We start from the raw sequence: 15,179 nt of genomic DNA on the forward strand, positions 1-15,179 counted from the left end.
GGGTGAGCCCGTGCGGATGCAGGTTCCCAAAATCGCTTGCCGGATCGCTGGCGCGGCGGCACCAGAGAACCGGGCCTGTGCTCTCCCGGGCCGCCGCCGACGCCAACGCGGCAAGAAAGGAAAACGCCGCCGGCGTATCGAAATAGGCGCGCGGCCGAAGTTCGATCAGCTCGCCCGGCGAGGCCTTGAGTCCCGCCAGCCCCGTCACCTCGCTTCGAAAGGCGGGTTCCTGCGGCTCCAGCTTCCGGAGCCGCCACCGCAATGCCTCCAGCGTCGCGGCGCGGGTGGCGCTGACTGAACTCATGTTCTTCTTTTGTTCTATGTTTGGGCAAGGAGAGTCAAGCACGCGATCCCGCGAGGCTGGACGCGCTCCGCACCGCCGCTAGGGTGAGGCCCATGTGCGGACGTTTCGCAGTCGGAAAAATCACCTGGGAGGACTACCAGCGCTGGCTGAAACTCATCAGCGGCGCCAAGGCCCCGTCCAACCTGGAGCCGCGCTTCAACATCGCCCCGACCGACACCGCCCCGGTGGCGCTCCGGACCCGGCATGGCCACGAGATGCGCGAGATGCGCTTCGGGCTGGTGCCTTCCTGGTGGAAGAAGCCGCTCAAGGAGATGCGGTTCTCGACCATCAACGCACGCGCCGAGACCGTGCAGGAGTCAAAGCTTTACCAGAAGGCTTTCCGCAGCCAGCGCGCCCTCATCCCGGCGATCGGCTTCTATGAATGGACCGGACCGAAGGGAAAGAAACAGCCCTGGTTCATCACCACCAAACCTATCGCCCGCATGCTCAAGGGCGAGGGCCCGCCGGCCGAGCCGCCATTCCTGTGCTTTGCCGGCTTGTGGGACGAGGCGGTGATTGATGGCGAACCGGTCCTGACCTTCTCCATTCTCACCGGCGAGCCCAACGATAAGGTCGCCAAGCTCCATGACCGGATGCCTATCATTCTTCCGACCGGGGCTTGGGACGCCTGGCTTGATCCGGCGACCGCCGATCCGCGTGAACTGATGACGGTCTACCCGGCAGACGACATGGCGTACTGGAAAGTCCCGAGCACGGTCAGCAACCCACGGTCGGAGGGCGAGATCCTGATCGTGGCGAGCGACTGAAACAGCGGATCTTTCGTAAACGGCCTTATCCTGCACAAGGTAAGCTTGACGGGATTCTTAACTTTGCGGACCGAGAGCCGAGGCCGGACATAGAGCATTACCGCGAGGCGAATCCCTTCGGGCGATGTCTTGAAATAGCGGAAGGGATTGAACATTCGAAAATGCTATTAAAGCTGGCACAACCGCTCAAGTCGATTTCCTCTGACAATGCCCCAGCGCGAGCTTAACGAACTGCCCGTACCTCAGCATACTGGGAGCTGAAGTGATGTTGAGTTTTGCCACTACATTTGACGAACGCAAAAAGAACAAACATCGGGGGAAGGATGACCGAACCGGGCCAGAGGGATGATGTTGCGCGAATATCGAGGGATACGCTCGCAGCGTTGACAGACGTGGCGTCCGCAGCGCGCGCTCGGCTTACCGAAAACCGCGCCTCCGGTGCAGACTCTTTCGCAAGCATCAATACGTTTACGTCCGGTGGGGCACTGAAATCCCTCGGCGATATCGACGACGCGCGCACGCGCAGTCTCGTCTCGCTTGCGCAGGAACCAGCCATCGCTCGTATTGTGGTCGAACTCGAAGACGGTGAAACGGCAACTTACTATATTTGCCGAAACACAGCGGAGAGCTTCGGTAAGGCGACTATCAGACTCGCCGGTCGTAACTCTCCCGCAGGCCGCCTGGCGTCGCTGGACGTCGGCGACGATTTTGAACTGCGGCTGCCCAAAGGCGAAGTCACCGTCACGGTACTCGAGAAAGGAATCCTGTATCCGGGGTTCACGGACGCGCTTTGGGATTCGCACAATTCAGTTCTGTCCACAGAAGCTTACGGCCCGATCACCGTGCCGTCGATGCGAAAGCTGCTGATCGAGCCGGGCGAAGCCCCGCTGACCGAGGAAGATATTCTCGCCCATATCCTGGCTGAAGCGCAGCAAGCCGATGAGATCATCGAAGGGATCAAGCGCACGGTCATCACCAAAATGGGCCTGCGCGATCAACCCATTCTGGACCGCTACCAGGACGAGATTTTCCGGCTGTCGCTCCAGAAGCAGCTTCTGATTATTGGACCGCCGGGGACAGGAAAGACGACCACGCTGATCCGAAGGCTCGGCCAAAAGCTGGATCAGGCCTATCTCGAAGACGACGAGAAGCGTGTCGCCGAGGCAGCCGAGGCCGAGAGCGGGCTGCCCCATAAAGACAGCTGGCTCATGTTCACGCCGACCGACCTTCTGAAACAGTACCTTAAAGAGGCTTTTGCACGTGAGGGCATCGCGGCTCCTAACCAGAAGATATCGACCTGGGACCGGTATCGTCTGGAGCTTGCCCGCAACCATTTCCGCATTCTGAAATCGAGTACAGGCGGCGGTGCTTTCGTGCAGCAACGTGGCGCAAAGATTCTCCTTCCGCAGACGATTAGCGCGCAGACCGAGTGGTTCCTTGACTTCGACGAATGGCAGCTTGCGGAGTTCTGGTCCGACCTCACCGCCGCTGCCGAGACACTGAAAAAATCCAAGCGCGCGGATGTCGCTCGCATCGGTAATGAGGCTGAAGACCTTCTCGCCCGTCTACAGCGGCTTACCACTGCCAGCGCTCTGCTGGAACTTGTCCACTTCATTGAAACGGTACAAGGACCGCTGTCGACCTTGCGAACGGAGTCCGATGAACGCATCCGCCGTCACATCAATTTCCGGCTCAACCATGACCGCGGGCTGCTAACAGACTTCGCGCGCTTCCTCGATACGCTCGCGCCAGAAGAGAACCCTGAGGAAGGCGACGGCGAAGACGATGAAAATGTGTCGGCGCCGCAGACCCCAGTAGCAAAGGCCTTGGCCGCATTCACCTCCAACATCAAAAGTCAGGCCGTTGCTGCCGCCGCCGGCCGAACGGCCCCGCGCGGCGGCCGGGCAGCCAACATAGCTACCTGGATCGGCGACAGAACCATGGAACGCGCCGACCTGCGAGAGCTTGGCGAAAGTCTTCAACTCCAAGCAGCACTGCGGCGTTTCACAAATCCCATCCGGCGGTATGTCAACGGCCTTCCGGCTCGCTACCGTCGTTTCCGTCGGGCGCGCATCACGGAGGCGCAGTGGTACGATGTTGCTGTCACGTCGGCGGCAGATGCCCATCCGCTTGAGGTCGATCTGATGCTGGCGGGCACGCTCGGCGTTATGGCAGAAATCGTAACGGAACCGGCGCTTGCCCGATTGCCGGACAGCGGAGTGCTCGAACCTGTGCGCCAGTATCGGACGCTTGTCCGCAACCAGATCATGGTGGACGAGGCAACGGATTTCTCGCCGCTCCAGCTTCGCAGCATGGCGGCGCTTTCCAATCCGGCCATTCGTTCGTTCTTTGCCTGTGGTGACTTCAACCAGCGCATTACCCAATGGGGCAGCCGATCGAACCACGACATGAACTGGGCGGTTCCCGGCATCGACGTGCGGCCTATCGAAGTAACCTACCGTCACAGTCGACAGCTCAGCCACCTCGCGTCTGAAATCGTTCGCCTCTGCTCCGGCCAAACGGTTCATATGACTCTGCCCAAAGACGTCAACAGCGACGGCATCGATCCCGTGCTTGCCAAAAACCTCAAAGGCCACGATGCCATCGCAGACTGGCTGGCAGCGCGGCTGGTCGAAGTCGAAGGACTCACGTCGCCTCTGCCCTCGGTCGCGGTGCTGGTCAACAACGAGCAGGATGTCGGGCCGCTTGCCGAGGCACTCCGTAGGCGCGTAGAAGCCCACAACATGAATGTTGTTCCGTGCTACGAAGGCCAGTTTGCTGGGCAGAACAACGATATCCGCGTCTTCGATGTCCAGCATATCAAAGGCTTGGAGTTTGAGGCCGTGTTCTTTGTCGGCGTAGACGAACTGGCCGAACAGCATCCCGATCTCTTTGACAAGTATCTCTATGTCGGCACTACGCGCGCTGCCACATACCTCGGGCTAACCTGTCACGGTGCTGCGTTGCCTAAGAAGCTCGAACTGATCGAGCCTCTTTTCACAGAAACATTCATTGCCTGACGCCTGCTTCGTCTAGTGTTGTCAGTGCTGTAGGCCAATGCAGGCCGGCTGACGCCAATCGGCAAGGGTGGTGGCGCGATGTTCCTTGAAGACTGACCGGCGCTTGACATGGCGGTCGCGATTCAAGTGGTTGACGATCGGCGAATGGACGGAGGCGAACTTCTGCAGACTTCAGACTCGCTGGAAACGCTGCATCGCCCGCTCCCGTCTTCGTAACGGAAGATTTGAATTCTCGGCACGACCACTAAGCCAGCGGCCGACCTCTTGCCGGCCGCCCATTCCCACGTCCCTCAACGCCGCGCCATGGGTTTGAGCTTGCCGGCGAAGATGGATCTCGGTTCGCCGTAGCGCTTCATTCCTTGCCGCAAGAAGGAAGCGCCGCCTCACGAGCGCGCGTCTACGAAACATACGCCTCCGGCGCTAAGCCTTCGTGATCGACCGCCAGCCAGATATAGTACGTCGCTCTGCGAATCTTCAAGAATATCTCGTTCAGATGCCAGCGCCATTGAGTGAAGCTTTGCATTTACTGGATCCATTCCTGATTGATCTCGCCTGCGAACATCGGACCGAACCGGTTCCACCTGCAGCCAGTTACGAACGTGGAGGATCTGCTGCACGAGCGCCGCTCAAACCGGTTACTCTGACATTGTCAATTGGAGAGGCGAAAAAGCCAACGATTGCACTAGTTTTTTCAAGCCGTGTGTTTTGACAATACCACTTTGGATTTTAGAAGCGTAAGAAAATGTTGGACGACATCTATCTCGGCCCCGGCTTTCCAGAATGGACCGAACTCGGGCAGGAAAGCGGGCTCGACCCGTTGGGAATGCAGAGGCCCATCGAACTCGTCTATCAGTCATTGCTGCCCGGCATCAGCACAATCACCTTGCGTCTCAGATACTATTCTTTTTTCACGTGGCTATTGGAGGCTTACGCTAAGACGCCGGACATTAAGAATGAATATGAGGCATTTCAACGATTTCAACGCCGAGCGGAGGCTCTCTATGCTTTGACTTGCGCACGCGGTGACGTTGAACTCGGCGTAGCCGGTATCGAGTGGGCAAAGCGACAGCTTGGTTTGGTTGATCCAGAGAACGCGGATGCGCTGGTCGATTTCAGAACTAGCGCCGACCCAGAATCGGACGCAAACCTTCGCTATCTTCGCGACAAGAGGGGCGCATTTGGCGGCATCTACGCCAGCCAAATGCGTGAGATGGGACTAGTGAAGACCGACGATCGCAACCTGCTTGTTCCATTTTGCAAGGACGCTGCACTGGCTCTGGCTGATGCTTTCCAACAAGCTATTGGAGATCTGGCTGAGGTATTTTTGGAAACGGTGGCGGCCGGTAAGGTAACGCTCGCTACACTCGACCGCCTCGCTCCAATGAAGCCGTCCAAGATCAATTCCGGAAGCTCGGAACAGCGTGAACTCGCAACTATACTTTTTGGACGGCGTGCATCGGCGGCGGAAAGCGACCAGAACAGAGGTCAAACTCTCAAAATGTTACTGCGCATAGCAGCCCAGCGTGGCAGGCCTCCGAAATCTGAGGAGTCAAAGTGGGCCTGGTTTGGTGCCACCACCGGAGCGAAGGACGGGATGGATTCGTCCGAAGTTCGACCCATCTGGGCGCTTTACCAGGCCAGTGACCTCTTCCGGTTGGCGTACGAGACGTTACTTTACGCGGGCTTACGCATTCTGAAAAATGTCCCACCCAACAGCATGTCACTCGAGGCCATGATTGCGGGTGTGGTGGATATGGCTCGCCTCGCAGACAGCGGATCGTTGCAGGATTGGATCCTTGACCAGGCCTATGATTCCGACCTTGAAAATCATGCGAAAGCCGCCGCACACGCGATGCAGGATGCGCTGACCGCTGCAGAGGATGAGCAAGCAGTTAAGTCGGCGTGGTCGCTGATTGCGGTACTATCGTTGAAAGGTACACAGCTCGACCGTTCCGTTTTGGAGTGGCTAGGAAGTGCCGACCATTTTCAATCACTGGCAAGCGAAATGAAGTATATAGAGTTGCGCTATGATTTGCCCGTCCAAACAGCTTTCGCCGAACTGCTAAGGGAACGCATTTTTCGCCGACATCTTTGGGTCGCTTCTCGAAAATTTCGCAACCAGAAGGCCTATACTTTTCTCTTTGAACCAGACGACGGCGCGCTTCGCTTCCGTGACTTTTTTCGGGTCTCACCGAGCAGTCCTCGGATCGACCAGGCTGTACAGTTCCTCTGCGATGTCAAATTTCTTGACGAAAGTGGTGTGACTCCGGTTGGCCTGGATGAGCTTGAGCGCGGATGAAGTATTACGATGTCTTTGGCGAGGCGGGCTTCCATTCGGCGTTCATGACAACCTATGCGTTTTCCGCGCAGGCCTTCGAGGATGTGCCCTTTCCGAAACTGAGAGGCGCTGGCTGCCGAAACATCGCCATACTAGCAGACAAAGCGATGCTGAATGTGAGCTTCGCCGAATATGGAACTCCGAGATACGCTGGAGCGCTGTATCATCTCGCGAAGGTGTCAGTAGGGGGCGCTTTTCATCCCAAGATGACCCTATTGGTCGGCCCTGAAAAAGGACGATTGTTAATTGGATCAGCGAACCTGACCGCACTCGGACTGGCAGGAAACAAAGAGCTGGTCGCAGATATCAGGTACACAGCTACTCACAAGGACAATGCTGCTCTCTTTGGCGAGGCGCTAAACTACCTTCGAAGCTACATACCAACGGAGGATCCTTGGTTTGCGGACGCTCTGAATCGCGCCCTTCGGTATTCGCCATGGCTCCGCAAGGCCGCGGAGATGGAAGTCCTTGGCGATCAGTCGGATATCCGTCTTCTCGCCGATCAAATTGAACAGTCGCTTCTCGAACAGATCAAGGCTGCTGTGGCCGGTGACAAGATTGAGCGGCTGGTTGTGCTATCGCCCTATTGGGATGCTAAGCTACAAGGCCTTACGCGCTTGCGTGAAGTCCTTGGAATGCCTCCCACGGATATCTTGATCGACCCGCGGGCCGCGCAGTTTCCCCTGTCCGTACTGGACAGCGCTTCAGTAGAACTCTTTGATCTTAGAGAAAAACAGTCCTCACGGTTCGTCCACGCCAAGGCCTACATCGCCTGTGGCAAAGAATGGGACCACGTGATTTCAGGCAGCATGAACTGCTCACTTCCGGCTCTGCTGGGACCGACTATCCCAAGGGGAAACGCTGAAATGGGCCTCTACAAACGCGTACAACGCGGAATGGCCTTGCGCGTTTTGAAACTTGAAGGGTATCGGCAGACCCCACTGGATCGGACCGAAATCCTCCCGCGGCTGATCTCAACCAACACCAATGATGGTTCACAGTCACGCGATGGCGGCGCGTTCATCTTAAGGGGACATCGACTGACCTGGACGCCGCCTGCCCCCGCCTCGGATCGCGCCTTGTCACTGCAGTTACATGATCGAGACGGCGTAGAGATAGGTGACCCAATCCAGATAGACGCATCGTCTCGGTTTGAATGGGACCTTCCCAATCCAGACCTGCGCCCTCGAACGGCAAGGGTGCGATATGAGGGTGGACTTTCAGCGCCGACCACCATTGTCGATCTTGACGCGCTCCTGATCCGAACCCTGCCTCCGCACCGGGGCAAGAAGCGTAAGATTGCAGATTTCCTTTCGGAGACGACTTATGAGGACCTGTTCCTGCTCCAGGCCATCAACGAGTTGGAAATGCTTGATATTGGAGAACAACCGGTCTCTGCGGAGCATGTTGGCAGGACCTTGGTTGAAGCCACTGGTAACGATGAGCAACCCGAACTCCGGGTTCTCTCCTATGAGGCATTTGTCCGGGCTCGCAACCGAGCAAAGGCCGAGGACGGTCGCAATGCCTTCTTTTTGAAAAAGCGCCAGAATGGAGCCGCCGATCTCGTTAGCATGTGCTTGAACAGACTAATCGGCTTCTTGGCGAGTGATTTGTCGAGCGAGGATGAAGATGATCTTCGGCGACAGTCAGCAATCGACCTCCGGAATACCGAGCCTTTATCCGAAGGCTACGACGAACCGGAAACAGCTCAGCTTGCAAAGGCTGCAGAAGCAAAGGCGGCGAGACAGCGCGTGAAGGCGACAGCAAAGAAGATCGAGGAAGCTGTAAAAGCCTTTGAGGTGCGTAGCAAAAGTTTGGCCGGACGGCGCGTCACCACTACAGAGCTTGTGCGGTTGAGAACCTTGCTGCAAATCATTCTGGCATATGCTCAGCCTGCAGGAGGCGGCGACAGCGATCTTCACGTTCTACCAATCAGCGAAAAAAAGGGCGATTGGCCACGTTTGGTTGGGCGTCTGCTCAACCAGCATTTCAATGCGCTGCGCGCTCTTGATGCCCTCGACGTCGAAGCGGACGAAAGCGAACATCACCGCGTCCTAGAATACCTCGCCTTTGCGAGGTATGCCGCGCAGATTGCCGTTTCTGGCGCTCGATCAACTGGACTCGACAATCCCATCTTGAAAGCCCTTGATCAGCTGGCGAAAGACGTCGAGACCCAAGTTCGTGCGATGATTTCCCAACAAGAAGATGACACTCTCGCAATTGGCAAAATCAATGACCGGCTGAATGAGCGCTTCACGGTCAAACTGATGCTCGATCCTATTCCTCCTCCATAAGCAACCCAAATGCCGCATGGGTTTTCGGTATCTTGAGAAGAGCGCCGGTGCCGTCAGGCTAATGTGAATTAGTCACCACTAGAGCATCACCGCGAGGCGGATCACCTCAAGCGATATTTTGATGCAGAGGAACAGGTTGGACATCCCAAAACGCTATTGAGGCGAAGTTGGTCACTCCAGACGGCTTTCCATGGCATCACCCGAATACCGGCTGACAAAAGGCCTGCAAGCCAATATCTTTGTTCTATCAGTCCGTTATGCCAAAGGTCCCAAACGTTCCCATGTCCGATTCTTTGCGTGATCTTATCCTCGAGCTGGTCCCGGTTGACGGCTCCACCATTGGCAATCAGGCGCTAATCGCCGTGCTTCGCAATCATCTGCCAGACCTTGACGACGCCCAGTATCACGCGGCGAAGGACGCGCTAGTCGCCGAAGGGCTGTTGGCGAAGGGGCGCGGTCGGGGTGGTTCGGTATCGCGCGCGGACGGGAAGGCACCAGCGCCCGCGGCCTCCACGTCGGCAAAACCAAAGCCTGCCGCCATGCCGGCCGGGAACGGGTCGGCCGCCTATGCGCATGCCGATGAGGCCGTGTTGCGGCCGGATGTGGGGGTCGAGGCGCAATTCTCGCATCGCAAGCCGCCGAAGACCTATCGCTACGATTCCAGCCTCGGGCCGGAGCTGGCGTGGGACGAGAACGGCGAGCGGCCATTTGCGGAATGGCTGCTCAACCTCGTGGCCGAGGCTGCGGAAAAGGGAGAGGCCACGGTCTTTGCCGAGCCGCAGGTCTGGCAGGGCACGGAGGAGCGGTTCACCTCGCTCTCGCAATGCGCGGCGCGGCTGCGCAGCCTGACCAAGCCCTTCCTGAACTGGGCGGGCAAGGCCGAGCGCCAGCAGATCACCGTGCCGACGCTGCCCCTATTCGTGCACGAGCGGCATTCGACGCAGGCGATCCTCGAGACACTGAAATCACACAAGGCGCGCGGGCAGACGCTCGACCTGTTCGGCGATCTGGACCTCGACATCGCCGACCGGCTGGACGCCTACGAGCACACGGGCCCCTGGACCAACCGCCTGATTCTGGGCGACTCGCTACAGGTCATGAACTCGCTTACCGAGTACGAGGGCATGGGCGGCCAGGTTCAGACGATCTATTTCGATCCACCCTACGGCGTGAAGTTCGGCTCGAACTTTCAGCCTTTCGTGCGAAAGAACAGCGTAAAGCACAACGCCGATGACGAAATGATCCGCGAACCCGAGATGGTGAAGGCCTATCGGGACACTTGGGAGCTCGGACTTCACTCCTATCTCGCATATCTTCGTGATCGGCTAGCTTTTGCTAAAGAACTGCTTTCAAATAGCGGCTCGATTTTTGTGCAGATTTCCGATGATAACCTTCACCATGTTCGCGAGGTGATGGCGGAAGTTTTTGGAGCAGAAAATTCTTGCGGCCTCATTGCGTTTAGAACCACAGGCGGGCAGAGTTCGTCGCTCTTGTCCACATCGACTGACTTCTTGCTCTGGTTTGCGAAGAACAAAGCAGAGGCAAAGTTCGAACCTCCTTCGATTCCCAAGCTTGGCGGTGGGGGCAGATCAGGTCAGTACGTTCTCATTGAGCCTGATGATTACTCCGACGAACCGAGGCGGATGACGACAGAGGAGCTTGAGGGCAGCGCGCCAATTCCAGAAGGTTATCGCGTGTTGTCCCACGATACGCTGTACTCGCAAGGCTCCCCTTCGGACCCCGAGGATGAAGTTTTTGAATGGCGCGGCCGAAAGTTCCGCTGCCCACCGAACACTCACTGGAAGCCGGGCGTTAAATCTGGAGGCATGCAAAGGCTTGCCGATGCCAATCGGCTGATGCTGGTGGGTAATACCCTCCGCTATAAGCGTTACGTCGACGATTTCCCGGTTTATCGCATAGACAATGTTTGGAATGACACGGCTCGAAGCGGTTTTGCTCGGAAGAAGCAGTATGTTGTCGAAACCAGCGAAAAGGTAGTTCAGCGCTGCATGCTGATGACGTCTGAGCCTGGCGATCTTGTCATGGACATCACGTGCGGCTCGGGAACGACGGCAGTTGTTGCAGAGCAATGGGGGCGTCGATGGATCACCGTTGATACTTCAAGGGTTCCTATTGCCCTCGCACGGCAGCGCCTTCTCACCACGACTTTCCCCTATTTCAAACTGAAAGACCCACGGCGGGGCCCGGCTGGTGGCTTTGTTTACGAGAGAAAGCAGAACCGGAAAGGTGAAGAGGTCGGCGGGCTCGTTCCGCGAATAACCTTAAGCTCAATCGCCAACAATGAAGACCCGGAGACTGTGACGTTGGTAGATCGCCCCGAGGTGGCGAAGAATATCACCAGAGTGAGTGGTCCCTTCACCGTCGAGGCCACGATCCAGGCGGCGATGAGCATGGAAGAAGAGGCCGAGGGCACCTCCGCGCAGCCGCAATCCTCCAGCCCGCGCGCGTATCTCGACCGGATGATCGAGGTGCTGCGGCAGAGCAAGTCGCTCAGCTTGCCAGGGAACGAGACTCTGCACCTCGACAACGTCCGCCCGCTGGCCGACCGCGAGTATCTGCACGCCGAGGCCGTAGCGAAGAATAGCGGCGAAAAGACCATCGCCATCGCCTTCGGCCCCGAGGACGGCGCCATCGGCTCGGACTATGTGTTCAACGCCGCGATAGAGGCGATGAGCCAAGGCTTTGGCCAGCTGTTCCTGTTCGGGTTCGCGATCCAGGCCAAGGCGCGCGAGATCCTGGAGAAGATGAAGATCCCGACCGCCTACATCTCGATGACGCCAGATGTGGTGATGTCAGACCTGCTCAAGACAACGAAGGGCAGCGAGATCTTCTCGATCACCGGCCTGCCGGATGTGCGGCTGGAGAAGGCGGGCAAGCGCGACGACGGCAGGCCGCTCTATCGCGTGGTCTTGCGCGGGCTCGACATCTTCCTGCCGCACCTGATGGACACGGACCACATCGACGCCGAGAACCTGCCCTGCTGGATGCTCGACACCAATCACAACGAGATGGCGTTCTACGCGAGCCAGGTGTTCTTTCCCAAGACCAGCGCCTGGGACAACCTGCAGAAGTCGCTGAAGGGTCAGTTCGAGGACAGCGTGTGGTCGCACCTCGCGGGCACGGTCAGCGAGTCCTTCGCGCTGGGTGACAAGAAGCGGATCGCGGTGAAGGTGATCGACGAGCGCGGCAACGAGCTAATGGCGACCCGCAGCGAAGAGGATGCCCTCTGATGCCCGAGGCCGCACAGCAGGACGCCCCGCTCAGCGTTGCCGAGGTCGAGTCCCCGATCATCAACTCGCCCTTCGAGGAACCGAAGTGTCACTGGAAGATCGAGAAGGCCAAGCCGCCCTACAAGGCTGATAGCCGCCGCCGCGCGAGCTACTTCTACCGCGTGCCGGAACATGCCGGGCGGGGGCGCGCGAACAGGGACCAGGCCGAGCTCTTCGAAAGCCACGCGGGCGAAGAAGTCGAGCTCGAGATCGTTAACGCGATCCGGGCTCGCGTGAAGGACTGGCGGGCGGGCGTTCACAGCGGTGGCGTCGCGTACGATGGCGCGTCCCCGGTGACGCGCGAGCTTCTGGATCTGTGGCGCAGCGATCAGCGCATGCAACGCCTGTTCTTCGCCCAGATCGAAGCAGCCGAGACGATCATCTTCCTCGTCGAGGCGAAGGACGTCTATCGCAAGGGCCTTCCCGAAATCCCCAGGGACGCGCCGGGGCTGGAGGCCAAGGCGGCCGGTGTGCGCGCCTTCCTTCGATATGCGTGCAAGATGGCGACCGGCACCGGCAAGACGACCGTAATGGGTATGCTTGCCGCTTGGTCGATTCTGAACCGCGTGGCCTCCTCGCGGGACGACCGGTTCTCCGACACCATCTTGATCGTCTGCCCCAACGTGACGATCCGTGAGCGGCTGCAGGAGCTGGATCCGGCGCTCGGCGACCTGAGCCTCTACCGAACACGGCAGCTGGTCCCTCCGCACCGGATGGAAGAGCTGCGGCGTGGTGAGGTCATGATCGCGAACTGGCACCGGCTGGCGAAAAAGGAGACTAACTCTGTCAATAGCGACAGCGCCAAGGTGGTGAAGACCGGTGAGCCGGTCGAGGTGGTGAAGAACGCGGGCAAGACCAACGAGAGTGTCGAGACGAAGTACTACGAGTCCGACCAGGCCTGGTTCAAACGCATCCGGCGGGAGCTTGGCAGCGGCAAGGGTCGGAGCCTCCACTGGCTGATCTTCAACGACGAGGCGCACCACGCCTATCGCCGCGGCGAAACGGCAACCGAGGAAAGCCTCGACGAGGACAAGGACCTCGCGAAGAAGAACGCCCGTGAGGCCACGATCTGGATTGAGGGCTTGGACCGGATCAATAAGCTCGCGGGAGGAAGCCGGCGGCGCGGAATCAACCTATGCGTCGACCTGTCGGCGACGCCATTTTACATCCAGGGCTCGGGAAACGAGGTCGGCAAACCATTCCCTTGGGTCATATCGGATTTCGGTCTGCTGGATGCGATCGAATCCGGGCTTGTGAAGATTCCGCAGCTGCCGGCCCGCGACGTGTCGGGCGCCGAGGAGGCCGCCTATTTTAACATCTGGCGCTGGGTCCAGGCGAAGGCCAAGGAAGATGGCCTCGGCACAAACATCACGCCCGAGATCGTGATGAACTATGCGTCCGCGCCCATCAACCTGCTGGCGCAGGAGTGGCACGAGCGCTTCCTCGAGTGGAAAAAGCATTCCAAGCAGCAGCAGAAGCATCCGGTGCCGCCGGTGTTCATCGTCGTGTGCCGAGACACCGCCGTTGCCAAGGAAGTCCACGACTGGCTGGCGAATGGGAACGACAGCTACGGGGTTTCTCCAGCCTGGTTCCGCAATGCGCCCGGGCAGGAGGTCACTGTCAGGATCGACTCGAAGGTCATAGAGGACATCGAGGAAGGCGGGTCAAAGGACGAGACTAAGCGGCTTCGATTCATCCTCGACACGGTCGGCAAACCGGAATGGCCGGGCGGCAAGATCCCCGAGGACTGGTCCGAGCTGGTGCGCAAGCACAACGACAAGGTGGCCAGCGATGACAACGACGGTTCACTGAAATGGATCGATGAGCGCATCCCGCCGGGGCGAGACGTCCGTTGCATCGTCTCGGTCGCGATGCTGGCAGAGGGCTGGGATGCCAACACGGTGACGCACATTGTCGGGCTCCGTCCGTTTGGCTCACAGCTCCTGTGCGAGCAAGTTGTCGGGCGGGCATTGCGTCGCAAGAGCTATGCGCTCGACGAGGAAACACAGATGTTCGCCGAGGAGACAGCGAAGGTCTTCGGCGTCCCGTTCGAGCTTATTCCGTTCAAGGTGAAGCCGGTTGGTCCGCAACCGCCGCAGCCAGATCCGAACCACATTTACTCGGTCCCGGAGAAGGCGGAGTACGAGACCACCTTTCCCACCGTGACCGGCTACCATCAGTCGGGCCAGTTCGATGTGCATATCGACTGGAGCAAGGTCGCCAAGGTGACAATCGACCCGATGAAGATCCCACAGGTGGTTGAGCTGACCCCTCTGACAACACCTGACGGGACATTGGCGGCATTCGGGCCGGGTGAACGCCCGATCCTCTCGTTGAAGGACTGGCGCGCCCGGTTTCGCGATCAGCAGGTTGCATTCAGGCTGGCACGTGAGATCTGCGACCGCTGGCTCTCGGACAACGGCGCCGAAGCAGTTCCAGTCCAGCAGCTTTTCCCGAAGGTCGCATTCGCAGCGAAGCGCTTCCTTGAAGGAAAGCTTGATCGAAAGGGCGATAGTCGGCCGTGCGACGTGCTGCTAGTCGGCGAATACACGCAGGCTGCCATCGGCTCCCTGCTCGAAGCCATCAAGAAGGGATCAGCAACAGGCGGCGGTGAGGTTGCCATCATTCCCCAAGGTGCAGCCGGTAGGGGAAGCACGCTCTACGTCGATTTCCACACGACGAAGCCAATCTACCCGGTCACGAGGTGTCATCTGAATGCAATGGTGGCTGACACGAAGAAATGGGAGCAAAGTGCCGCCTTCCTTCTCGACAGCCACCCGGGCGTGAAAAGATGGGTCAAGAACGACCGACTGGGGTTCACCATCCCCTACCGGCATCGTGGCCTGCTGGCGCGCTACATCCCCGATTTTATTGTTGTAACGGATCGGGACGAGAACGTCATTGTCGAGATTAAGGGTCAGGTCACTGACGACGCCGATGCCAAGGCGAAGGCGGCTGAGCGGTGGGTCGAAGCCGTTAATCGCCTCGGTGAGCACGGTGAATGGAGATACGTCTTGGTAGAGGACCCGGGAAAGCTTGGTATTCAGATAAACGCTTTCACCAAGCATCGGTCGGACGAAGAACCTTACCGCTTATCGTAGGCTACGGGGTTAACTGCATGAAGATA

The 15,179-nt window shown here is 58.6% G+C and carries 8 protein-coding genes and 1 pseudogene; 6 read left to right on the forward strand and 3 right to left on the reverse strand.

Annotation, left to right across the window (positions count from 1 at the left end):
* Positions 1 to 304: hypothetical protein (locus tag L338_RS09350; protein ID WP_033311009.1), on the reverse strand; the 304-nt coding region annotated here is incomplete at its 3' end.
* Positions 305 to 396: 92 nt separating this feature from the next.
* On the opposite strand from L338_RS09350, the gene L338_RS09355 reads away from it, so the two are divergent.
* Entirely contained in the window at positions 397 to 1,110 is a 714-nt protein-coding gene (locus tag L338_RS09355) for an SOS response-associated peptidase (RefSeq protein WP_022698114.1), read from the forward strand.
* A gap of 53 nt (positions 1,111 to 1,163) precedes the next feature.
* Here the strand turns inward: L338_RS09355 and L338_RS18205 are convergent.
* A pseudogene (locus tag L338_RS18205) lies at positions 1,164 to 1,265 on the reverse strand (IS6 family transposase); the annotation flags it as partial.
* Between the two features lie 168 nt (positions 1,266 to 1,433).
* On the opposite strand from L338_RS18205, the gene L338_RS09360 reads away from it, so the two are divergent.
* Positions 1,434 to 4,130, forward strand: a complete 2,697-nt coding sequence (locus tag L338_RS09360) for an ATP-binding domain-containing protein (RefSeq protein ID WP_022698115.1) — start codon at positions 1,434 to 1,436, stop codon at positions 4,128 to 4,130.
* Positions 4,131 to 4,527: 397 nt separating this feature from the next.
* Here the strand turns inward: L338_RS09360 and L338_RS18210 are convergent, their stop codons facing one another.
* Complete coding sequence (locus L338_RS18210) at positions 4,528 to 4,653, reverse strand: DDE-type integrase/transposase/recombinase (protein ID WP_152485867.1); 126 nt, start codon at positions 4,651 to 4,653, stop codon at positions 4,528 to 4,530.
* A 219-nt stretch (positions 4,654 to 4,872) separates the two neighbouring features.
* On the opposite strand from L338_RS18210, the gene L338_RS09370 reads away from it, so the two are divergent.
* The 4 genes from L338_RS09370 to L338_RS09385 all read left to right on the forward strand — a co-directional run bounded on the left by L338_RS09370 (position 4,873) and on the right by L338_RS09385 (position 15,153).
* On the forward strand, positions 4,873 to 6,429 hold the full coding sequence (locus tag L338_RS09370; protein ID WP_022698116.1) for a hypothetical protein: 1,557 nt from the start codon (positions 4,873 to 4,875) through the stop codon (positions 6,427 to 6,429).
* A complete protein-coding gene (locus tag L338_RS09375) occupies positions 6,426 to 8,762 on the forward strand; it encodes a phospholipase D-like domain-containing protein (protein WP_022698117.1) in 2,337 nt (778 codons plus the stop codon). Before L338_RS09370 ends, L338_RS09375 begins: the two co-directional genes overlap by 4 nt.
* Before the next feature lie 539 nt (positions 8,763 to 9,301).
* Positions 9,302 to 12,013, forward strand: coding sequence for a site-specific DNA-methyltransferase (locus L338_RS09380; protein WP_027068421.1), 2,712 nt, complete (start codon positions 9,302 to 9,304; stop codon positions 12,011 to 12,013).
* On the forward strand, positions 12,013 to 15,153 hold the full coding sequence (locus L338_RS09385; RefSeq protein WP_022698119.1) for a BPTD_3080 family restriction endonuclease: 3,141 nt from the start codon (positions 12,013 to 12,015) through the stop codon (positions 15,151 to 15,153). Before L338_RS09380 ends, L338_RS09385 begins: the two co-directional genes overlap by 1 nt.
* Positions 15,154 to 15,179 lie beyond the last annotated feature (26 nt).

Origin of the sequence: Euryhalocaulis caribicus, from assembly GCF_000412185.1 — a bacterium.
In the GTDB taxonomy this organism is placed as follows: Bacteria; Pseudomonadota; Alphaproteobacteria; order Caulobacterales; family Maricaulaceae; genus Euryhalocaulis; species Euryhalocaulis caribicus.